The 24,168-nt window shown below is 73.6% G+C and carries 10 protein-coding genes; 8 read left to right on the top strand and 2 right to left on the bottom strand.

Translation table 11 applies throughout. The features are described 5' to 3' along the window. The 8 genes from ACWDR4_RS45130 to ACWDR4_RS45165 form a co-directional block, all read left to right on the top strand. A partial coding sequence (locus ACWDR4_RS45130; protein WP_450417396.1) for a type I polyketide synthase occupies positions 1-3,011 on the top strand: 3,011 nt, incomplete at its 5' end. A gap of 141 nt (positions 3,012-3,152) precedes the next feature. Further along, on the top strand, positions 3,153-9,599 hold the full coding sequence (locus ACWDR4_RS45135) for a beta-ketoacyl synthase N-terminal-like domain-containing protein (protein WP_450417398.1): 6,447 nt from the start codon (positions 3,153-3,155) through the stop codon (positions 9,597-9,599). Between the two features lie 13 nt (positions 9,600-9,612). Further along, the gene (locus ACWDR4_RS45140) at positions 9,613-11,160 is read left to right on the top strand and encodes an FAD-dependent monooxygenase (RefSeq protein ID WP_450417399.1); all 1,548 of its coding nucleotides are present in this window, start codon (positions 9,613-9,615) and stop codon (positions 11,158-11,160) included. A gap of 20 nt (positions 11,161-11,180) precedes the next feature. Beyond that, positions 11,181-12,905, top strand: coding sequence for an acyl-CoA carboxylase subunit beta (locus tag ACWDR4_RS45145; RefSeq protein WP_450417400.1), 1,725 nt, complete (start codon positions 11,181-11,183; stop codon positions 12,903-12,905). A 124-nt stretch (positions 12,906-13,029) separates the two neighbouring features. Next, positions 13,030-14,691 carry an acyl-CoA dehydrogenase family protein gene (locus ACWDR4_RS45150; RefSeq protein ID WP_450417401.1) on the top strand — a complete coding sequence of 554 codons (1,662 nt, stop codon included), beginning with the start codon at positions 13,030-13,032 and terminating at the stop codon, positions 14,689-14,691. Between the two features lie 17 nt (positions 14,692-14,708). Further along, positions 14,709-15,980, top strand: a complete 1,272-nt coding sequence (locus ACWDR4_RS45155; RefSeq protein ID WP_450417402.1) for a cytochrome P450 — start codon at positions 14,709-14,711, stop codon at positions 15,978-15,980. A gap of 19 nt (positions 15,981-15,999) precedes the next feature. Continuing rightward, a complete protein-coding gene (locus ACWDR4_RS45160) occupies positions 16,000-17,235 on the top strand; it encodes a cytochrome P450 (protein WP_450417403.1) in 1,236 nt (411 codons plus the stop codon). Positions 17,236-17,328: 93 nt separating this feature from the next. Next, complete coding sequence (locus ACWDR4_RS45165; protein ID WP_450417405.1) at positions 17,329-17,676, top strand: nuclear transport factor 2 family protein; 348 nt, start codon at positions 17,329-17,331, stop codon at positions 17,674-17,676. Positions 17,677-17,785: 109 nt separating this feature from the next. On the opposite strand, the gene ACWDR4_RS45170 is transcribed toward ACWDR4_RS45165, so the two are convergent. Next, positions 17,786-18,490, bottom strand: coding sequence for a TetR/AcrR family transcriptional regulator (locus tag ACWDR4_RS45170; protein ID WP_450417407.1), 705 nt, complete (start codon positions 18,488-18,490; stop codon positions 17,786-17,788). Positions 18,491-18,654: 164 nt separating this feature from the next. Then, on the bottom strand, positions 18,655-24,165 hold the full coding sequence (locus ACWDR4_RS45175) for a beta-ketoacyl synthase N-terminal-like domain-containing protein (protein ID WP_450417408.1): 5,511 nt from the start codon (positions 24,163-24,165) through the stop codon (positions 18,655-18,657). Positions 24,166-24,168: the final 3 nt, after the last annotated feature.

The following is a 24,168-nucleotide window of genomic DNA, read 5'->3' on the forward strand; positions in this document are numbered from 1 at the left end:
CCGACACCCTCCACACCCTGGACACCCTCCACACGACCACCTACCTCGAAGTCGGCCCCGACACCACCCTCACCACCCTCGGCAAGACCACCCTCGATCACGACACCGTCCTCCACCTCGCCACCCAACGCCGCGACACCCCCGAAACCACCGCTCTCCTCACCACCCTCGCCACCCTCCACACCCACCACCCCACGTTCCACTGGCCCACCCCCCGCCACACCGGCCCCGCCATCGACCTCCCCACCTACCCCTTCCAGCACAAGCACTACTGGTACATACCGACGGCCCCGGAGGCCGCCGACGCCGCCGGGCTCGGACTCGGTACGACGGGGCATCCGATGCTCGGTGCCGCCGTGCCGTTCGCCGACCGCGACAGCACGCTGCTCGTCGGCCGGCTGTCGACGGCGGACCGTCCGTGGCTGGCCGATCACGCCGTCCTGGGCACGGTGCTCTTCCCTGGCACCGGACTGGTCGAACTGGCGATACGGGCCGGTGACCAGGCCGACAGCGGTGAGCTGGAAGAACTCATGCTGGAGGCCCCGCTCGTGCTGCCCGCCAAGGGCGCCGTCCAGCTCCAGGTCATCGTGGGGGAGGAGGACGAGACCGGCCGCCGGTCGGTCACCGTCCATTCCCGGCCCGAGGACGGCGACGAGTCCGCGCGGGAGTGGACCCGGCACGCCACGGGCGTCCTCGCCCCGGCCGCCGCGCCGACCGCGCCCGCATCCGCCTCCGCCGAACTGGGCGGCGCCTGGCCGCCGTCGGGTGCGCAGGCGGTGGATCTGACCGGCTGGTACGAGGCGTTGGCGGCGCAGGGTTTCGAGTACGGGCCGGCGTTCCAGGGACTCAAGGCCGCCTGGCGACGCGGCGACGAGATCTTCGCCGACATCGCCCTCGACGACACACAGACAGAGACCGCCGGACGGTACGGACTCCACCCCGCCCTCCTCGACGCGGCCTTGCACGCCATCGAACTCGGCGCCCTGCCCCCCACACCCGGCGAAACCCGCCTCCCCTTCGCCTTCAACGACGTACGACTCCACGCCACCGGAGCACCCGCAGCCCGCATCCGACTGGCACCCGCCGGACCCGACGCCGTGTCCATCGAGGTGGCCGACGCCGAGGGGAACCCCGTCGCGACGGTCGGGTCACTGGACCGCCGTCCTGTCTCGAAGGACCAGCTGAAGGCAGCCGGGGCCGGTACCGAGGACGCGTTGTTCCGGATGGACTGGCGTGAGCTGCGGGGCCCCTCCGCGCCGACGGACGACGGGCAGCGCTGGGCGGTGCTGGGCGCCGTGCCCGTGGGCCTGGGGGTGAAGACGGTGCCCGTCACCGGACTGGACACGGTCGAGGGGACCGAGGACGTCCTGCTGCTGCGGCTCGCGGGCTCCTCCGGAACCGATGTCGTGCGCTCGGTGCACGAAGTGACGCGCGATGTCCTGGCGTCGGTGCGGGAGTGGCTGGCCGAGGACCGTTTCCAGGGGGTACGTCTGGTGGTGGCCACCTCGGGTGCCGTCGCCGCGGCGAAGGGCGACGAGGCGGCCGACCTGCCGCACGCCGCCGTCCGGGGTCTGCTGCGGTCGGCCCAGACCGAACACCCGGACCGGCTGCTCCTGGTGGACGTGGACGACGCCCCCGAGTCCTGGGCCGCGCTGCCGGACCTCGTGGCCTCGGGAGAACCGCAGGCCGCCCTGCGCGCCGGGTCGGTTCTGGTGCCCCGGATGATGAGGGTCGAGGCGGCTTCCGCGACACCGAACGCCGACGCGGACAGGTTCGGCGACGGCACGGTACTCGTCACGGGCGCGACCGGGGCGCTGGGCGGACTGTTCGTACGGCATCTCGTCACCGCGTACGGCGTACGGGACCTGCTGCTCGCCAGCCGGCGCGGCCGGGACGCCTCCGGTGCCGCCGAACTCGGGGCGGAACTGGCCGAGTTGGGTGCCCGGGTGACCTTCGCGGCCTGCGACACCGCCGACCGGGCGGCCGTGGACGCGCTGCTCGCCGGTGTTCCCGCCGAGCGGCCGGTCACCGGTGTCGTCCACATCGCCGGTGTCCTGGACGACGCGACCTTCGAAGCGCTGACCCCGGAGAGCCTCGACGCCGTGCTGCGGCCCAAGGCCGACGCGGCGTGGCATCTCCACCGGGCCACCGCCCAGCTGGACCTGAAAGCATTCGTGCTCTTCTCCTCGATCCAGGGCTGGGTCGGTGGCGCCGGACAGGCCAACTACGCGGCGGGCAACGCCTTCCTGGACGCGCTCGCCGCCCACCGCCACGCCCAGGGACTCGCGGCCACCTCACTGGCCTGGGGACCCTGGGCCGAAGGAGGCATGGCCGCCGAGCTCAGCGTCGCCGACCAGGCCCGGTTCAGCCGCGCGGGCATGACCCCGCTCCCGCCGGACCGCGGCCTGGCCCTCTTCGACACCGCCCTCACCGTCGACACGGCCTCCTTGGCCGCCGTCCTCTACGACACCTCCGTCCTGCGTGCCCGAGGCGCCGAACTCCCGCACCTGCTGCGGGGGTTGGTCCGGGTCCCGGTCCGGCGGGCGGTCGCCGCGGAGGCGGCGCGGGGCGGGGCGACGTCCGGTCCCTCCCTCGCGGAGCGGCTGGCCGCGCTCTCCGCCGCGGAACGGGAGAAGGCGGTGCTGGACCTCGTACGGACCGAGGTGGCCGCCGTTCTCACCTACGAGTCCGCCGAGGGCGTGGACACGGCCCGGGGGTTCAAGGACCTGGGGCTGGACTCCCTGACCGCCGTCGAACTGCGCAACCGGCTAGGCAGGGCGACCGGCCTGCGGCTGCCCGCCACCCTCGTCTTCAACTACCCGACCCCGGCCGGACTGGCCGGGCGTCTGGTCACCGAACTCGTCCCCGAGCCCGTGGAGCCGGACAGCGCACCGGACGCGGCCGAGGCCCGGGTCGCGGACGCCGGGCCGGAAGACGTCGAACCGGACCTGATCGACGCCATGGACATCGAGGACCTGATCCGCATGGCGAGCGAGAACGCCGAGTCCTGAACCGCCCGAGAGACCCCAGTCCACGCGACCCCGGCCCCCCCCGAGACCCAGTCCACGAGTCCGCAGTCCACGAGACCCGGCCCAGGAGACCCCGCCGACCAGCCCCGTACCCCCGGATCGTCCAGAAGGATCACGGAGCACATGTCAGACGAACACAAGCTCAGGGAGTACCTCAAGCGCGCGACCGTCGAACTGCACGACTCCCGCAGGCGGTTGAAGGAGGCCGAGGCGGACCGGTCCGAGCCGATCGCCGTCGTCGGCATGGGCTGCCGGTTCCCCGGCGGAGTGCGCTCGCCCGAGGACCTGTGGGACCTGCTGCTGGCCGGCGGGGACACGAGCACCGAGTTCCCCGCCGACCGGGGCTGGGCCGTGCCCGAGCCGTCCGGCGTCGGTGAGTTGGGCGTCCGTGTGGGGGGATTCCTGCCGGACGCGGGCGAGTTCGACGCGGAGTTCTTCGGGATCTCGCCGCGCGAGGCCCTCGCCATGGACCCGCAGCAGCGGCTGTTCCTGGAGACGGCCTGGGAGGCGCTCGAACGCGCCGGGATCGACCCGAAGGAGCTCAGGGGCAGCGGTACCGGCATCTTCGCCGGGCGGGTCACCGAGGACTACGGCCTGGTCCTCGCCGACCCGAGCGACGAGATCGAGCCCTACCGGCTGACCGGCCTCGCCGGCAGCGTCCTGTCCGGCCGGATGTCGTACATCCTCGGCCTGGAGGGACCGGCGGTCACCGTGGACACCGCCTGCTCGACCTCACTGGTCGCCCTGCACCTGGCCGTACGGTCGCTGCGCAGCCGGGAGTGCTCCCTGGCGCTGGTCGGCGGGGCGACGGTGCTGGCGACACCCGACAGTTTCACGGACTTCGGGCGGCGGGGCCTGCTGAGCCCGGACGGCCGGGTCAGGGCGTTCGCCGCCGGGGCCGACGGCACCGCCCTCGCGGAGGGCGTCGGCGTCCTGGTGGTCGAGCGGCTCTCCGAGGCCCGCCGCCACGGCCACCCCGTGCTGGCCGTCGTACGCGGCTCGGCGGTCGAACAGGAGACCGCCACGGGCGGTGCGCACGGCGGCCGGGCGCGCCGCCGGGTCATCGAACAGGCCCTGTCCGACGCCCGGTTGACGCCGTCCGAGGTGGACGTCGTGGAGGCACACGGCGACGGCACCGTGGCCGGCGATCTGGCCGAGGCCACGGCGCTGGCGGCGGCGTACGGTCCGGACCGGGACCCGGCGCGGCCCCTGCTCGTCGGGACGGTGAAGTCCAGCCTCGGGCACACCCTGGCCGCCGCCGGTCTCGCCGGGATCGTCGGTACGGTGATGGCGCTGCGGCACGGCGAACTGCCGCCCACACCGCACGTCGGCACACCGTCGCCGCACCTCGACTTCGCCGACGGCCCCCTGGCCCTGCTGACGGACCGGACACCCTGGCCGCGGACCGGCAGGCCGCGCCGCGCGGGCGTGTCCGCCTTCGGGATCACCGGCACCGACGCCCACGTCATCCTGGAACAGGCCCCCGAGCCGGACCGGGCCCCGACCCTGGATCCAGCCTCGGCCCCGACCCTGGATCCAGCCTCGGCCCCGGCCCTGGTCCCGGCCCTGGTCCCGGCCCTGGACCTGGTCCCGGCCCTGGACCTGGTCCCGGCCCCGGACCTGGTCCCGGCCCCGGACCTGGCTCCGGCCCTGGACCTGGATCGGGACCCGGCTCCCGGGCCGGAGACGGCGGCGCCGCAGGCCCCGGTCGCTCTTCCGTTGCCGCTGTCCGGCGCCGGTGAGGCCGCGCTGCGTGCCCAGGCTGCCCGGCTGCGGGCCTTCCTGGCCGCCGATCCGGCGCCGGACCTCGCGGACACCGGCCTGTCGCTCGCCGTCACCCGCTCCGCCCTCACCCATCGCGCGGTCGTCCTCGGCGCGGACCGGGCCGAGTTGCTCGCCGGCCTGGACGCGCTGGCCCTGGACCGGCCCGCGCGCAATGTGGTCCGGGGGCCCGCCGGTGCCCGCGAACGCGGCAAGACCGTGTTCGTGCTGCCCGGGCAGGGCGGCCAGTGGGTCGGCATGGCCGAGGAACTCCTTGCCACGGAGCCGGTGTTCAGGGAGCGCTTCGAGGAATGCGCCCAGGTGATACGGCAGTTCGTGGACTGGGACCCCGCGCGTGTGCTCGGTGACGCGTCCGCCCTGGAGCGGATCGAGGTGTTGCAGCCGGTGCTGTTCGCCGTGAACATCGCCCTGGCCGCCCTCTGGCAGGCCCACGGCATCCACCCCGACGCCGTCATCGGCCACTCCCAGGGAGAAATAGCCGCCGCCCACATCAGCGGAGCCCTCACCCTCCACGACGCCACCCGCATCGTCCTCATCCGCTCCCAACTCTTCGCCGACCACCTCACCGGACACGGCGCCGTCGCCTCCCTCCAAACCACCGAAGAAAACGCGGTCCGGCATCTGGCCGCCTACCCCGACCGCCTGTGGATCGCCGGCGTCAACGGACCCACCGCCGTCACCGTCGCAGGCGACCACGACGCCCTCGAAGAACTCGTCACCACCCTCACCGGCAAAGGCATCCGCGCCCGCATCGTCCCCTCCACCGTCGCCTCCCACAGCCCCAAAGTCGAACCCCTCCGCGACCAGCTCCTCACCGCACTCGCCTTCATCAAGCCCCGCAAAGCCCACCTCCCCCACTACTCCACCGCCACCGGCGACATCCTCGACGGCACCGAACTCACCGCCGACTACTGGTACGAGAACTGCCGCCGACCCGTCACCTTCGCCCCCACCATCCACACCCTCCTCACCACCGGACACACCACCTTCGTCGAGTGCGGACCGCACCCGGTGCTCACCGCCGCCGTCGAGGAGACCGCCGAGGCGTACGGCGTCGAGGTCGTCGCCCTCGGCACGCTGCGGCGCGGAGAGGGTGGGCGGCGGCGGCTCGGCGCCTCGCTGGCCGAGGCCTGGGTACGCGGCCTGACCGTCGACTGGCGCCCGGAGTTCACCGGCACCGCCGCCCGCCGTGTCGACCTGCCCACCTACGCCTTCCAGCACAGGCGGTACTGGTTCGAGCCGGAGTCCGTCGCCGCCCGCCCGGTGGGGGAGGGGGCCGCGTCGGCCGCGCTGTGGAACGCGGTCGAGAGCGGCGACGCACCCGGCACGGCGGACGCGCTGCGCCTCGGCGACGGGGCCGACGCCGGTGCGCTGCGCGAGCTGCTGCCCGCGCTGACCACTTGGCGCCGCGACCGGCGGATTCGGACCACGCTTGACTCCTGGCGGTACCGGAGCGTGTGGCGACCGCTGCCGGAACCGGACGCCGCCGTGCTGCCGGGGGACTGGCTGCTCGTCACCCCCGGCGCGAGCGAGGTGGCGGACGCGGTCGCGACGGCCCTCGTCCGGCACGGCGCCCGTGTGCTGCGCGCCGACGTCGACCCGTACGACAGTGACGCCGATCGGCTCGCCGCCCGGCTCAAGGACGCGGGTGCGGCGGAGGCGACCGGCGTGGTGTCGTTGCTGGCCACGGCCGGTGACCCGTGTGATCCCGCGGCGGACGGTATGCCGGGCGCCGCGGTCGGCGGCACGGTGACGCTCCTGCGGGCGCTGGCCGCGCTCGGCACCGGCTCGCGGCTGTGGTCCCTCACCCGGGGCGCGGTCTCCACCGGCACGCGTGACCCGCTGACCAGCCCGGCCCAGGCACAGCTCTGGGGTCTCGCCCAGACGGCGGCCCTGGAGAGCCCGGCCCTGTGGGGCGGCCTGATCGACCTGCCCGCCCGCCTGGACCCGCGCGCCACCGCCCGAGTTGCCCTGGCCCTGTCCGCCGCCCCCGACGGGGAGCGCGAACTCGCCGTCCGAGGCACCGGCATCTTCGCCCGCCGACTGGTCCGCGCGGCTGCGGGCGGGTCGTCGAGGGGTGCGGAGGGGTGTACGAGCGGCCGGGCCCCGGTTGCCCAGGACCCCACCGGCCGCTGGTCGGTGAGCGGGACGGCCTCGTCCGTCGTCGCTCCCGGCGGGGAGGAGGAACTCGCCGTCGGAGGCACCGGTGTGTTCGCCGACCGGCCGGTCCGTGCGACGGCCGATGGGCGGGCACCGGGTGCTGAGGAGCGGACGAGCCTCGCCGAAGGCCCCACCGGCCGCTGGTCCGTGAGCGGGACGGCCCCGTCCGCCGCCGCTCCCGGCGGGGAGCGCGAACCCGCCGTCGGAGGCACCGGTGTGTTCGCCGGCCGGCCGGTCGGCGCGGCAACCGACGGGCGGGCACCAGGTGTCGAGGAGCGGACGAGTTCCGCCGAAGGCCCCACCGACCGCTGGTCCGTGAGCGGGGCGGCCCTGCCTGTCGCCGCTCTCGGTGGGGAGCGCGAGGTCGACGTTCGAGGTACCGGCGGGTTCGCGGGCCGGCCGGTCCGTGCAACGGCTGACGGGCGAACACCGGGCGCCGAGGAGCGTACGAGCACCGCCGAAGACCCCACCGGCCGCTGGTCGGTGAGCGGGACGGCCCTGCCCGCCGTCGCCCCCGGCGGGGAGCGCGAACCCGCCGTCCGAGGCACCGGCGTGGTCGCCGGTCGGCCGGTCCGTGCGAGGGCCGACGGGCGGACGCCGAGCGTCGAGGAGCGTACGAGCACCGCCGAAGACCCCACCGGCCGCTGGTCCATGAGTGGGGCGGCGCTGGTCACCGAGGGGCTCGCGGGTGCCGGGCCGCATGTTGCCCGGTGGCTGGCGCGGGCCGGGGCGGAGCATCTGGTGCTGACCGGCAGCCGTCTCCCGGACTCCGCGTGGGCCGCCGAACTGGCCGCCGAACTCGCCGTGCTGGGCGCCGGGACGACGGTCGTCGAGGCGGACCCGGCCGACCCGGAGGAGCTGGCGCTCGCGCTGGCCGCCGTACCCGGCGATCTCCGTCTGAGCGTCGTCGTCCACACGGCCGACCCGCGAGGCGAGGGACCGCTCGAAAGCGTCACGCCCGAGCAGCTCGGTCAGGCGCTCGCCCCCAAGGCGGCTGCCGCCTGGCAGCTCCACCGGCTCACCCGTGACCTCGACCTGTCCGCGTTCGTGCTGTTCTCCACGGTCGCCGGAACGCTCGGCAGCGCGCCGGGACTCGGCGGATACGGGGCCGCCGGCGCGTATCTCGACGCGCTCGCCCTACATCGCGTCGCCGAAGGGCTGCCCGCCACCTCCGTGGCCTGGGGTGTGTGGGCCGACGCCGACGCGCCCGAGCGGGAGGAGGCGGCCCGCGCCGCCCGGCTGGCCCGGCGCGGCATTCCGCCGCTCGACCCCGAACCGGCGCTGGCCGCCCTGGACGGCATCCTGGCCCGCGCCGAGACCACCGCGGTGGTCGCCGACATCCGCTGGCCGGACTACCTCGCCGAGCACGGGGAGGCCGCGCCCGGGCCTCTGCTCACGGAGATCCCCGAGGCCGCACAGGCGCGCCGTCCGGAACCGCCGGGTACATCCGCCGGTCCCGGCGCGGTGGACCGCACGGCCACACCCGACGCGTTCCGTGCCGGGCTGGCCGGGCTCACCGCGGCCCAGCAGCATCAGGCGGTGCTCGCCCTGGTCTCCGGTGAGATCGCCGGGGTCCTGGGCCACTCCGCGACCGCCTCGCTGGACCCCGGCCGGACGTTCCTCGAACTCGGCCTGGACTCCCTGACCACGGTCGAGCTGCGCAACCGCCTCGCCGCCGCCACCGGCTCCCGGCTCACCGCCCGGACGATCCTGGAGCAGGGCACCCCGGACGCCCTGGCCGCCCACCTCCACGCCGAGCTGATCCCGGCGGCGGGCGCGATCACCGAAGCCGCGCCCCTTCCTGCCCCCCTCGCCGTTCCCGGCCTGTTCGGGCCGCTGCTCCGGCGGGCCCGGGAAGAGGGCCGGACCGGCGAGTTCGTACGACTCCTGACCGGTCTCGCCGGATACCGCCCGGCCTTCGGGGAGTCGCCCGAGGAACGCGATCTGCCGGACGCGGTGCGGCTCGCGCGGGGCGCGGACGGGGTACCGCTCTTCTGCTTGCCGAGCCCGCTGGGCAGTGCCGCACCGGAGCAGTTCGCGGCGTTCGCCGCGCACTTCGACGGCGGTCATGACGTCACCGCCCTCACCCTGCCCGGGTTCCGGGCCGGTGAGCGGGTGCCGCTGACCCTGGCGGCGGTCGCCGAGGCCGTCTCGCGGGTGGTGATCCGGCAGGCCGGACGGACTCCTGCCCTGCTGGTCGGCCATGCGGCCGGCGGTCTCCTGGCGTACGCCGTCGCGGCAGGCCTTCAGACAGCGGGCCACCCCGCCGCAGGCGTCGTCCTGCTGGACACCGCACCGCTCACCGCCGCCGAACTGGCAGGCCCCGGCGGCCCGTTCCTCGACGCCCCGCCCGCGCAGGAGCCGCCCGACGACGTCCGGCTCACCGCCCTGGGCGCCTACGTTCCGCTGCTCACCGGCCCGGAACCCGCCCCGCTCACCGTGCCCACCCTGCTGGTACGAGCCGCGGACCGTGCGCCCGGGCAGCCGTCCTGGCCCGCCCCGCACCGAGCCGTGCGGGTGCCCGGTGACCGCGTTTCCCTGCTCACGGACCATGCCACGTCGACCGCTCGGCTCGTCCGAGCATGGCTTCCCGTCCCTGTCGGGTCAGCACTCGAACCCGCGAAGTGAAGGAGCACGTCACATGACCGAACGCACCATGCCGGCGCAGGACAGTGGCAGGACTCCCATCCTGATCGTCGGGGGAGGGCCCTGCGGCCTGGCCGTGGCCTGCGAACTGCTGCAACTCGGCATCCCCGTACGGCTCCTGGAGGCCCGGGAGGACCGGGCCGTCGGTTCGCGTGCCGTGCAGCTGTGGCCGCTCGGCCTCGAAGTGCTGCGGACCGTCAAGGTCCTGGACGAGGCACTGGACCGCGGCCTGCGCGTCCACAGCAACATCTACCACCTCGGCGACCGCGTCCTCACGGTCGCGCTCGGCAAGGACAACGAGCCGCTGCTGCTGCCCCAGGAACAGACCATGGAACTGCTGGAGGACGCCCTGGAACGGCTGGGCGGCCGGGTCGAACGGGGCGTACGGGTCACCGGCATCGAACTGACCGACACCGGTGTCACGGCCAAGGCCGAGGGGCCCGGCGGCACCACCGAACTGGTCGAGGCCGACTGGCTGATCGGCGCCGACGGTGTGCACAGCGTCGTCCGCGAGCAACTCGGGTTCGACTTCCGGGGCGTCCGGCTGCCGCTCGACTTCCTGCTCGCCGAAGGGCGGATCGACGGCGACTACGACCCCGGCACCCTGCACTACTACATCGGCCCCAAGGGATCCGTCGTCTTCGGCCCGATGCCCGGCGGCAGGGTCCGCGTCTCCGGCGTACTGGCACCCGGCTTCCCGCTCACCGCCGAGGCCGTACAGGAGTTCCTGGACGAGCGCACCGGCGGCGGGCTGCGGGTCGTCGAGCTGGACACCCTCGCCACCTTCGCCACCGCCGAGCGGATCGCCACCGGTATGCGCAAGGGACGGGCCTTCCTGGTCGGCGACGCCGCGCACACCCACACACCGGTCGGCGGCCAGGGCCTCAACCTGGGGCTGCAGGACGCGCACAACCTGGCCTGGAAGCTGGCCGGCGTCATCAAGGGCCAGTACACGCCCCAGATCCTGGACACGTACGAGCCCGAACGCCTCCAGGCCGCGCGGCAGATCGTCGGCACCACACACCGGCTGATGAAGATGTTCACCCTCGGCCCGACCGCCTCCCGGGTGCAGAACGTGTCCTGGAACCTGCTCGGCGCCACCGGGGTGCTCCGCCGCTGGTTCGTCCCGCTGCTCGCCGGCCGCCGCGTCCGCTACCCCGACGCCCTGCTGTCCACACCGGACACCGGATCCGAACGCCGGCGCCGCACCGCGCTCCGGCTGGCCGGCCGCGCCCTGCCGCTGCCCGGCACCCGCCCGCCGCACTGGGTGCCCGCCGTGGCTCCCGGCGGCGCGGGCGGCTTCCGGCTGCTGACCGTGGGCCGCGCTGCCGACTCCGCCCTGGCCCGGCGCGGGCGCTGGCTGGCCGAGGCACATGGCACCGCCCTCGAACACGAGCACCACCAGCGGCGCAGCACGGCCGGCTTCCTGCTGCTGCGCCCCGACGGCTACGTAGCGGCGTCCGGCACCGAACCGGCCGGCCTCGACCACGTGGAACGCCTGCTCATCGGACTGACGGCGGGCGTGGGAAGCGCATCCGTCTGACCACGAGGAGAGACACGCGCATGCAGAGCACCGCCGTCAGCGAGCCCTTACCCACCACGACCGAACCGACCACCGACGGTCCCATCACCACCGAGCCGGCCGCCACGGCACCGGCCACCGTCGAACAGATCACCGCCAAACCAACCCCCACTCCTGCCCCACCCCCCGCCGCGCAGGAGCCCGCCCCCCAGCCCACGACGGTCGCCGACCTCCGGGCCGAACTCGGGCGGCGCAAGGACGCCGCCGCGCAGGGGCCCGACCCCGTGGCGACCGAACGGCAGCACGCCAAGGGGAAGTTGACCGCTCGTGAGCGGATCGACCTGCTGCTCGACAAGGACTCCTTCAGCGAGATCGAGGGGCTGCGGCTGCACCGTGCCACCGGCTTCGGCATGGAGAACCGACGGCCGCCCTCGGACGGCGTCGTCACCGGCTGGGGCACCGTCTTCGGACGTACGGTCTTCGTCTACGCGCACGACTTCCGGATCTTCGGCGGCGCCCTCGGCGAGGCCCACGCCGCCAAGATCCACAAGCTGATGGACCTCGCGCTGGCGGCCGGCGCTCCGCTGGTGTCGCTCAACGACGGCGCCGGCGCCCGGATCCAGGAGGGCGTCACCGCGCTGGCCGGGTACGGCGGCATCTTCCAGCGCAACACCAGGGCTTCCGGCGTCATCCCGCAGATCAGCGTCATGCTCGGCCCGTGCGCGGGCGGCGCCGCCTACTCGCCCGCGCTCACCGACTTCGTCTTCATGGTCCGCGGTATCTCGCAGATGTTCCTCACCGGACCTGACGTGGTGAAGACGGTCACCGGTGAGGAGGTCACCCAGGACGGACTCGGCGGCGCCGACGTCCACGCCGCCACCTCCGGAGTCGCCACGTTCGCCTACGACGACGAGGAGACCTGCCTGGAGGAGGTCCGCTACCTGCTGTCCCTGCTGCCGCAGAACAACCGCGAGCTGCCGCCGCGCACCGAGGGCGAGGACTCGCCCGACCGGCGTACCGAGGCGCTGGCCGACCTGGTCCCGCTGTCCGGCAAGGAGTCCTACGACATGCGGGCCGTGCTGGAGGAGATCGTCGACGACGGCGACTACTTCGAGGTCCACCCGGCCTGGGCGACCAACGTGGTCTGCGCGCTGGCCCGCCTCGACGGCCAGGTCGTCGGCGTCGTCGCCAACCAGCCCGAGGCGATGGCCGGGGTGCTCGACATCTCCGCGTCCGAGAAGGCCGCCCGCTTCGTCCAGTTCTGCGACTCCTTCAGCATTCCGCTGATCACTCTTGTCGACGTGCCCGGTTTCCTGCCCGGAGTCGCCCAGGAACACAGCGGGATCATCCGGCACGGCGCGAAGCTCCTCTACGCCTACTGCAACGCCACCGTCCCGCGCATCTCGCTGATCCTGCGCAAGGCGTACGGCGGCGCCTACATCGTCATGGACTCGCGCTCGATCGGCGCCGACCTCTGTCTGGCCTGGCCGACCAACGAGATCGCGGTGATGGGCGCGGAGGGCGCGGCGAACGTCGTCTTCCGCCGGGAGATCCAGAACTCCGCGGATCCGGACGCCACCCGGGCGAAGAAGATCGAGGAATACCGGACGGAACTCATGCATCCGTACCACGCCGCCGAACGCGGCCTGGTGGACGACGTGATCGACCCGGCCGAGACCCGCGTCGTCCTCATCCGGTCGCTGGCGATGCTGCGCACCAAACACGCCGACCTGCCCGCCCGCAAGCACGGCAACCCACCCACCTGACCCAACCCACCCGCCTGTCCCGCACCCCCATGCACCCTCCGCACCCGAAGACCCGCGTACCCCTCCGCACCCCGAAGACCCGCACCCGCACCCGCACCCGCGATCGGATCGCAAGGAGCAGCGAATGCCACAGCAACAACCCGCCGCGCCCCGGAGTTTCGTCGAGGGCCTCGCCTCGGGACGGCTCCCGTGGGAGCTGTTCGCCGCCTTCCCCGAGCCCGGCCGGGAGGAGACCGCGGCGGGAGACGAGTTCCTGGCGGAGTTCGGCCCCTTCGTCGACGCCCAGGTGGACGGTGACGAACTGGATCGCACCGGCACCTGGCCGGACGGGCTCCTGAAGCAACTGCGCGTCCGTGGATACCTCCAGCTCCTGGCCCCGGCGGAACTCGGCGGCCGTGAACTGTCGCCCTACAACCTGCTCCGCGCCGTCGTCCGGGCGAACCGCCGGTCCATGGGCGTCGGACAGATGCTGTGCGTGCAGAACGGCATCGCCGGGGCCGCACTGCTCCCCGCGATACCGCCCGGCCCGCTGCACGACTTCCTGAGCGCCGAGATCGCCGCCGGCAGCATCGCCGCCTTCGGCGACACGGACCCCGCAGGGCAGAACAACAGCCTGCCCGGCACGACCGCGACACTCACCGAGGACGGGAGCGCGTATCTCCTGCGTGGCGAGAAGCTGTTCATCGCCAACGCCGGCATCGCCGAGGTGATCGGTGTCTCGGCGACCGTGACGGAGCCCGACGGACCGCGGGCGGGCGTCTTCTTCCTGCGCACCGACACTCCCGGCTTCGAGGTCGTCGCGCCGAACGACTTCATCGGCGTCAACGGCCTGTCGGCGACGATCCGGCTGACCGACGTACGGGTCCCCACGGAACACACCCTCCTGGGCGACGGCACCCTCCGCCTGCCACGGGCCATCGCCCTCCAGGGCTCCTACGGCCGTACGGCCTTCAGCGCGGCCGGCGCCCTGGCGGTCATCCGCAACTGCCTCGACCACTCGGCGGAGTTCCTCTCCCGGCGCCGTATCAACGGACGGGGTCTGGGCGAGTACGACAAGATCCAGCGGATCGTCGCGACCACCCTCGCCGACGAGTTCGCCGTGGAGAGCGCGGTGCGCTGGACGATGCTCGAACCCGGCCCCGAGGACCGGTCCTTCGAGCTGTACGTCACCAAGAACCTCGCCGCCGAACGGAGTTGGCAGGCCAGCGACCGCACCGTGGCCCTGCTCGGCGGCGAGGGCATCGAGACCGCGCGGAGCAAGCGCCGCCGGGGCGCGGTGCCGCACCCCGTGGAGCGCTACCACCGGGACGCGCGCACCCTGCGCACCGTCGGCAACGTCGACTTCATCAACGACCACCGGGCCGGACTGCTCCTGCTGACCCGCTATCTGACCGGTACCGCCGACGCCCTCCCGGTGCCCGACACCTCGGGCACCGGCCTGTCCGCCGCCAACCGCCGCCACCTGGACAGTGCCGTCGGCGCCTGCCAGGAACTGCACCGGATCTGCCGCCGGCTCACCGACCGCCACCCCGACCCCGCCGAACTCGCCGAGCGCGAGGAGGCGGTGATCCTCGTCGGCCGGTTCGCCACCGAACTGTTCGGCATCTGCGCGGTCCTCGGCCGGGCCGCCCGGCCGGGCAGCGGCTCGGCACAGGACCTGGCCGACGTGTACGCCACGGCCGCCCGGCACCGCGTCACCGACCTGACCCGGCGGCTCTACGCCGAGGAAGAACCCGAGGCACCCGACTACGCCAAGATCAGCCGCGCCTGGACGGCCGGCGGCTGACCACCCTGGAGACCTTCATGACGACAACCCCCGAGGCCGTCGAACTGCCCGACGTCCTCGACGGCTTCGACCTGACCGACCACGCCCGCTTCGCCGACGGCGTGCCCTACGACGTGTTCGCCCGGCTGCGCCGGGAAGCACCGCTGCTGTACCACCCGCCGGGCGTCAACAGCCCGGACGGCGAGGGCTTCTGGGTGCTCAGCCGGTACGCCGACATCGCCGCCGTCGCCGCCGACCCGGCCTTCTCCTCCCAGGGCGGCGGCGGCCGGAAGGGCGGCGGCACCCACCTGGAGGACATGGCGGTCGGCGTGCACGCCGGCGTGCTCCTGCCGATGATGGACGACCCGCGCCACCAGGCGCTCAAGGACATGATCACCCCGTCGCTGACCGGGAGCGGTTCGCTGCTGCACGAGGACGAACTGCGCGGCCACGCCGCCGAACTCGTCGGCGCGGCGGTAGCCCGGGGCTCGGGAAACCTCGTCGACGACCTGGTCGAACCCTTCGCCCTGCGTACCGTCGCCGGTCTCTTCGGCGCCCCGGAGGACACCTGGGACCGGCTGCTGACCTGGGTGCACGGGGTCGTCGGTCTGGTCAACCGCCGCACCAGCCTGCCCGACGACTACTCGCGCGTCACCGTCGCGGCCATGGCCGGGTACTTCAAGGACCTGCTGGCGGCGAAACGGGAGGTGCCGGGACCGGACTTCGGCTCCCTCCTCGCGCACGGTCAACTCGCCGAGGACACCGGCGAGTTGCCGCTGACCCCGTACGAGCGGGAGCACAACTACCTCGTCCTGCTGATGCACGCCTACGAACAGACCCGCAACGTCATGGCCGACGCACTCCTGGCCGTGGCCGAACACCCCGACCAGTGGCGGCAGTTGCGCGAGGACCGCACGCTTCTCCCCGACGCCGTCGAGGAGTTGCTCCGCTGGGCCCCGCCCAACCCGTACAACCGCCGCACCGCCACCCGGGACACCGAACTGCACGGACAGCTCGTCCGGGCCGGCGACAAGGTCACCCTCTGGTGGCCCTCCGCCAACCGCGACGAGACGGTCTTCACCCGGCCCGACACGTTCGACATCCGCAGGAACCCCAACCCGCACCTGTCCTTCGGCGCCGGCACCCACGACTGCTCCGGCGGCGAGGCGGGCCGGCTGGCACTGCGCCCGCTGCTGGACCTGCTGCTCGACCGGGTGGCCGAGATCCGGCTCACCGGCCCCGCGATCCACACCCCCTACAACAAGCACACCGTGCTGCTCGACCTGCCGGTCGCGCTGCTGCCTGCCTGACCCCTGAAGGAGAGCACACATGTCCGAGATCTCGGTGCTGAGCGAGTCGGAGAAGCCGAAGGTCCTGCCGTACGACCCGCTGAACCCGGAGTTCCTCGCCAACCCCTACGGGAACTACGCCCGACTGCGCGAAGAGGCCGCGGTGCACCGCACGGACGCCGGTCTGGCCGTGATGACGTACGGCCTGGTCAACAAGGTGCTGCGCGACAACCGTTTCGGCCACGGCGACGGCCTCGGCGCGCAGGACGCCAAGATCCCCACGCCGGAGGGTCCGCGGGACGCCCTGATGCTGATGGACCCGCCGGACCACACCCGGCTGAGGGCCCTGGTGAACCGCGCTTTCACCCACCGGGTGGTGCAGCGGCTGCGTCCGGCCGTCGAGAAGATAGCCGTCGAACTGCTCATCACGGCCGTCGAGAAGCACGGCGACGGACCGGTGGACCTCTCCTCGGAGTTCTGCCGCCCGCTCGGCGTCCGGTCCGTCAACCACCTGGTCGGCGTGCCCGAGGAGTACACGGAGCGGTGTGTGAACTTCGGCCGGGACGGCGGCCGGGGTCTCGACCCCGGCTTCACGCTCACGCCCGAGGAGGAGCAGCAGCGCGTCAACGTGCGGCACGGCGCCGTGGAGATCACCCTGGAGATGATCGCCGACCGGCGCGCCAACCCGCGCGAGGACATAGTGAGCGACCTGATCCGGGTCGAGGAGGCCGGCGACCGGCTGACCGAGAACGAGGTGCTCACCACCGTGGCCAACCTCTTCCTGGCCGGCTGGGCCGCCCCGCAGGCGACGCTGGGCCTCTCGGTGGTCGCGCTGCTGAACCACCCCGAGCAGCAGGCGTACTACCTCGCGCACCCGGAGCACGCCGACCGGTCGATGGACGAACTGGTGCGCTACGACAGCACGGTTCAGCTCGCCGAGCGGCTGGCGCTGGAGGACGCGGAGGTGGGCGGTTTCGAGGTCAAGGCGGGCGAGGAGGTCTACCTGATGTTCGGCTCCGCCAACCGCGACCCCGAGGTCTACGAGAACCCGGACACGCTCGATCTGACCCGGGTCGGGCAGCGCAACATGGGCTTCGGGCACGGCATCCACTACTGCGTGGCGGCACCGGTCGCCAAGATGGTCAGCGAGGTGGGTCTCAACGTCCTGCTCGGGCAGTTCAGGCCCGAACTGCTGACCCCCGCGCCGCCCACCAACGGCGCCATCACACAGCGCAGTTACAGCGAGATCCCGGTGACCCTGCACCCCGTCGGGTGACCTGACCGGACCCGCCGTCCGAGCGCGTCAGCCGTGTAGAATGATCCATGTCTGCTGCGGTGCGCGCTCACCTCCGAATCCGAGAGGACAGCAATGAGCGACGTCGCCAATCTTCTGAAGAAATACATCGACGTTTTCAACGAGACGGACGAGACCAGCCGTCAGGCCGGGATCGCCGAGATCTTCACCGAGGACGCGATCTACTCCGACCCCACGGCCGAGGTCCACGGCTGGGACGGTATCAACGGTCATCTCGGCAACTTCCGCAAGCAGGCCCCGGGCCTGATCTTCGCCCTCGGCGAGATCCGTCAGCACCACGACACCCTCCTGTTCGGCTGGAGCGCCTCCCCGGGCGGCGTGGGCAACCCCGTCGCCAGCGGCGAGGACTTCGTGCTGCTCAAGGGCGGACGGATCCAGCGGATCCACGGCTTCTTCGACTGATCTGCCTGATCTAACTGATCTGCCTGATCTGGCTGATCGGTTCCCGCAGAACGCCCGGCCGGTTCTTCCAGCCGGGCGTTCTGGCGTCATCGGCCAGAGGCCGGGGTGCTCAGCACTCGCCGAGGACCTGCGTGAAGTGACGTATCTCGGCGTGGAACAGCTTCGCCGGCTCCCGCGTCTGGGCGCTGAGGTGCCCGTAGACCTCCAGGGACACCAGGCCGTGCATCCGCGCCCACAGCCGCAGCGCGAAGGCGACGGCGGCGGGCGAGGCGTGCGGGTGTGCGGCATGGACCAGCGCCGCGTACTCCGGCTCGAAGTCGGCCCAGCCGTACGCGTGATAGGCGGGACCCAGCTCGGGCTCCGGCACGTCCAGACGCCCCGTCCACGCCCCCACCAGGCCCGCGAGCAGGCCGGGTACGCGGTGCGCCGCCTCCGGGACCGTCCGCAGTTCGTCGGTCGGGTGGCCGTGGATCAGCCGGAAGTGCTGCGGGTTGGCGATCGCCCAGTCCCGGTAGGAGTGGCCGAGCGCGAAGATCGCGGCGGCCGGGCCGTCCTGCGAGGCGCTGCGGCACGCGGTCTCCAGCCGGTCGGCCAGGGCCGTGTGGAGATCGGCGATCAGCTCTCTGATCAGGGCTTCCCTGGTGTCGAAGTAGCTGTATATCGCCCCCGCCGTCATCCCCATCTCACGGGCTATCGCGCGCAGCGACAGGGCGTTGGAATCCTCGCTGGCCAGATGGTCGAGCGCGATGGCCTTGATCTGCGCGGTCGTGGCAGCCCGCAGACGCTCGCGTCGGCTCTGGCCCGGGATTCCCATACTTGACATTCTACGGTGCATGATTTCTATACTGCATGCGTAATCTGAACACTGTGTAGGGCAGGTGCAGCGCAGGTCCGCAGCAGACACGTCGGACAAGCAAGCAGGACACACAGTGACTTCCGCACACAGCGGCTTCCGTGCGTACGGAGACCTCTGTGTCGTCATGCGCCGGTCGCGGCGGGCAGCGCCGCGAGCCAGTGCCGTACGGCCTGTGCCGTACCGGCGGCGTGCTCCTCGACGAGGGTGAAGTGGTCGCCGGGTGTGTCCAACACCGTGCAGAGCGCGGCCAGTTCGGCCCGGTCCGGGCCCGGACCGCCCCAGTCGTGGCCGGCGGCACGCAGCAGCAGGGCGGGCGCGGCGAGCGGCTCGGGCCGCCAGTCCGCCAGCAGCCGCAGATGTCCGCCCATGGCGCTCAGTGAGGCGTCGTCCAGACCGGTGACCTCCGCCCGCAAGGCCATCGCCGACAGCAGCGCGGGCCCGAACTCGTCGAGCCGGCCCGCCCCGATCGGGAAGGTGTCGAGCAGCACGACCGCCGTCGGGCCCCCGCCCTCCGCCTCCAGCCGGGCGGCGACCGAGTGGGCCAGCAGCCCGCCGGACGAATAGCCGAGCAGGGTGTACGGCCCGGCCCCGGCCGACCGGCGGACCAGGCCGGCCAGTGCTCCGGTCAGCGCCTCCCGGGTGGCGGGCAGTTCCTCGTCGGCACGGAAACCGGGCAGCCGCAGCACCGAGACGTCCCGGTCGCCGCCGAAACCGGCCGCGAGCCGGGCGAACTGCTCGGGCCCCGAGGTGGCCAGCACGGTCGGCAGACAGAAGACCGGCGGACCCGCGTCGCCACGGGTGAGCAGCACCGGGTCGGGCAACCGGACCCGGTCCCCGTCGTGGAAGACCGGACGGAACCCGGCGGCCGTGGCCAGCAGTTCGGTGAACTCCCCGGCCCGGTCCGACTCGACGGCCGACCGGAACAGCCCGGTCAGGGTCGGCTCGGCGGACACCTCGACCGGTACGGCGGTTCCGGCGACGCCCGGTTCGGCGGCTACGCGGTCGGTGAGGGCGTACGGGGTGTGCTGGTCGAGGATCTCGCGGACCGTCAGCCGTACACCCGTCGCGGCGGTCAGCCGGTTGCGCAGCTCCACCGTGGTGAGCGAGTCCATGCCCTGCTCCAGGAAACCGCGCCGGACATCCACGTCCGCCGGCCCGGGCAGACCCAGGACGGCCGCGATCTCCGCCCGCACCACGCCGAGCAGCACCTCGTGGCGGTCCGCCGCGTCCAGACCGGTGAGCCGCGAGGGCAGCGCCGTCCCGGCCGTGACGCCCGGGGCGTCCGAGGGGGTGCCGACGGCCGCCTCCGGCAGTTCGGCGAAGAGCGGACCGCGCCCGGTCGCCGTGGCGCGCAGATAGGCGGGCCAGGCGATCTCGGTGGCCAGCAGGGCGGTGTCGTCCGCGTTCAGGGCCTGCCGCAGTACGGTCAGCGCCTGCTCCGGAGCGATCGCCGGGATGCCCCGGCGGCGCAGTCGCTCGTGCCGCGCCTCCTCCAGCGCGGCCCGGGCCGGGTCGGCGTACGCCTCGATCCACACGCCCCACGCGACGGCGGTGGCCGGCTGTCCCGCCGACCGCCGTCGCTGGGCGAGCGCGTCCAGGTGGGCGTTGGCGGCGGCGAAACCGCCGAGGCCGACACCGACGCCGATGCTCCCGGCGATGGAGGAGAACAGCACGAAGGCCGACAGGTCCAGGTCCCTCGTCAGCTGGTCCAGGATGTCGGCCGCGACCGCCTTGGTCCGCAGGACGCGCTCCAGCGCGGGCAGCCCGAAATCCTCCAGGGGGCTTTCCTCCAGCAGTTCGGCGCAGTGGAACACCGCGGTCAGCGGCTCGTCGGCCGGAAGTGCGGCCAGCACCCTGGCACCCTTGACCAGATTGGTGAAGTCGCAGCCCACGACTGTCACTTGGGCGCCCAGTGCCGCCAACTCGCCCTCCAGCACGGCGTGTTCGGCCGGTTCCGGGTCCTGGGCGGTGGTGAGCAGCAGCCGCCGGGCGCCCGAACGGGCCAGATACCGGGCGACCTCGGCACCCGTACCGTGTGTGCCCTCGGTGACCAGTACGGTTCCGTGTGGCCGCCACGCACCACGGCCCGGCAGACCGTCGAGTGGCGCGCGGACCAGCCGACGGGCGAGTACGGCGGATCCGCGCAGGGCGACCCGGTCCTCCGCGCCGCCGAGCACACCGGCCAGCAGACCGGCCGCCGTACCGTCGGCCGGCAGGTCGATCGTGCCGCCCCAGAGGTGCGGGTGTTCCTCGGCCAGCGCGAGGCCCAGGCCCCACACCCCGGCCTGCGCGGGGGAGTCGACGGTGTCCTCCGGGGCCGCCGCCACGGCGCCCCGGGTCAGGGACCACACCGGCGTCTCGGCACCCAGGTCCGTCAGGGCGCCCACCAGGTGCACCGTGCCGGCCAGCCCGGCGATGAGCCCCGGATGCCCCGGGTGCGGTGTCTCGTCGAGCGGCAACGCCGACACGATGCCCTGTGCCGGGCCCGACGCCATCGCCGAGGCGAGCTGTCCGGCGAGCGCCTCCCGCCCGACACCTGGCGGTACGGCGAGCCGGCTCACGGTGGCTCCCGCGCTCCGCAGGGCCTCGCTCCATGTCTCCGTCGGCGCCAGGGACGCCGGGACCAGGACGAGCCAGTGCCCGGACAACGCCCCGGGCAGGGGCTGGGGCACCGTCCGCCACACCGTGCGGTAACGCCAGTGCTCCACCTCCGCGTCCTCGCGCGACTCGCCGCGCAGCGCCGCCAGGGCGGGCAGCACCGGCTCGACCGCACCGGGTCCGCTCACGCCGAGCAGCCGGGCGAGCGCCGCCGCGTCCCGCTCCTCGACCGCCGCCCAGAAGTCGGCGTCGGGCTCGTCGGCCGCCGGTGCGGTGACCGGCTGCACGTCGACCCAGTAGGTGCGGTGCTGGAAGGGGTACGTCGGCAGGTCCACCGGCTGCGGCTGCTCGGGCGCCGGCCACACCACGGGGAGCCCGCGCACCCACGCCTCGGCGAGCCCGTCGCCCACCGGAAGCGCGGCCAGCACCAGGACGTCGGCGCCGATGTCCGGGGTGTGGTCGGGGGTGGGCACGAGGAACGTCCGGTAACCGTCCGCCGCGAGTTCGCCGACCGTGGGGCCGGCCGTGCGGGACGAGTCCCCGGCGACGGCCGCGCGGGCGGCGTCCTCCAGTGTGAGGGCGCCGGTGAGGTGCTCCGCGACGATCGCGCAGGGGGACTGCCCGACCACCGCGTCGACGCGTATCCCGTGGTCCCGCCACAGGCCGGCCAGAGCGGTCGTGACGGCGAACAGGACCGGCCGCCGGATCTCGTCGACCGTGGGCGAGGGCGCGCCGGGCGCGCCGCGCAGGACGGCCTCCACACGCCACGGCACATGGCGCTCGACAGCGGTGGCACCCGCCCGCAGCCGGGCGGCGAACGCGGGGGAGGAGCCGAGCAGTTCGGCCGCGATGGCCAGCAACTCGGCTCCGTCGTCGGGCAGTACGAGCGCGACCCGGCCCGGCTCACGGGCCGTACCGGTGAACACGCCGGGCCCGGACGCATCGCGCGCCACCAGCCCGAGAGGCTCGACAGGGGATCCGGCCCCGACCGAGACCGCCGCCCGATGGGTCAGCGCGGCGCGGGTACGGGCCAGCGCGTACGCGACGTCCGCAAGCGCCGGACCGGGGTGCGCCTCCAGATACGCCGACAACCGCCGCGCCTGCTCCCGCAACGCCTCGGGAGTGGCCGCGGAGAGAACCAACGGCGCACCGGAGGCTCCGACCGGGGCGGAGTCGCCGTACTCCGGCGCTACCGAGGACGGTTCGCGTGCCTCTGACGGGGGCTTCGGCGCTGCCGGGGACGGTTGCCGTGTCGTGGCTGAGGGCTCCGGTGTCACGGAGGACGGTTCGTGTGCCTCCGACGAGGACGCCGGTGCCACCGAGGACGAGTCCTCAGCCGTGGCTGAGGGCGTCCGTTCTGCCGACGAGGGCTCCCGTGCCTCCGGCGGCGTCCCCCGCGCCGCCGACGAGGACTCGCGACCCGGCGCTGTCTGCCCCCGTGCCGCTGACGGGGATCCGCTTCCCGGTGATGCCTGCCCCCGTGTCTCCGGCGAGGGCTCCCGTGCCTCTGACGGCGTTCCTCGTGCCGCCGACGCGGACTCGCCCCCCGGCGACGCCGGCCCCTGTACCGCCGGCGCCGACACGGCCGCCCCCCGCTCCACCGGATCAGGCTGCCCAGGGGCCGACTCCGTTGCCCCCGGCGCCTGTTCGAGGATCACGTGTGCGTTGGTTCCGCTGACGCCGAAGGCCGAGACGCCTGCCCGGCGGGGGTGGTTCGTGGTGGGCCAGGGGTGGGGCTCGGTCAGGAGTTCCACCGCGCCCGCGGTCCAGTCCACCATCGGTGTCGGCTCGTCCACGTTCAGGGTGGCCGGGAGGACGCCGTGCCGCATGGCCTGGATCATCTTGATGGCGCCGATGACGCCCGCCGCCGCGCCCGCGTGGCCGAAGTTGGACTTCACCGAGCCCAGCCAGAGGGGCCGGTCCGCGGGCCGGGCCTGCCCGTACGTCCGCAGCAGCGCCTCCGCCTCGATCGGGTCGCCGAGGCGGGTGCCGGTGCCGTGGGCCTCGACCGCGTCCACCTCGGCGGGCGAGAGCGCGCCGCTGTTCAGCGCGGCGCGGACGACGCGCTGCTGCGAGGGCCCGTTGGGCGCCGTCAGGCCGTTGGAGGCGCCGTCCTGGTTGACGGCGGAGCCGCGGACCACGGCCAGCACCCGGTGACCGAGGCGGCGGGCGTCGGACAGCCGCTCGACCACCAGGGTGCCCACCGCGTCGCACCACGCCGTACCGTCCGCCGCACCCGCGAAGGCCTTGACCCGGCCGTCCGGTGCCAGCCCGCGCTGCCGGCTGAAGTCCACGAACACCTGGGGCGTGGAGATCACCGACACCCCGCTGACCAGCGCGAGCGAGCACTCGCCCAGGCGCAGGGCCTGAGCGGCCAGATGAAGTGCGACCAGCGACGACGAGCAGGCGGTGTCGACGGTGATCGCGGGACCGGTCAGCCCGAAGACGTCGGCGACCCGCGCGGCGAGCGCGTTGCCGCCACCCGTCAGCCGGTGCTCCGCCACCGCCTCGGGCGGGTCGGCGAGCAGCATCGTGTAGTCGTCGACGCTGCACCCGGCGTAGACCCCGGTGGCGCTGTCGCGCAGCGACGTCGGGTCGATCCCGGCCCGTTCCAGCGCCTCCCACGTGGTCTCCAGGAGCAGCCGCTGCTGCGGGTCCATGGCCAGCGCCTGGGCCTCGGAGAAGCCGAAGAACGCGGCGTCGAAGTCCCCGACCTCCGGCATGAACCCGCCGTGCCGGACATAGGAGGTGCCGGGCCGGTCGGGATCCGGGTCGTACAGCTTCGCCAGATCCCAGCCCCGGTTGTCGGGGAACTCCCGCACCGCGTCCTTCCCGGCCGCGACCAGGTCCCACAGGTCCTCGGGCGAGCGGACCCCGCCGGGCATCCGGCAGCTCATCGCGACGATCGCGACCGGGTCCCGCCCGCTCTCCTCCAGTTCCTTCAACTGCCGCCGGACATCGCCGAGTTCGACCGTGACCCGCTTGAGGTAGGTGCGCAGTTTCTGTTCGTCGGGACTCGCCTTGCCGGTGGTCATCGG

The sequence above is a fragment of the Streptomyces sp. NPDC000878 genome (genome assembly GCF_053599695.1).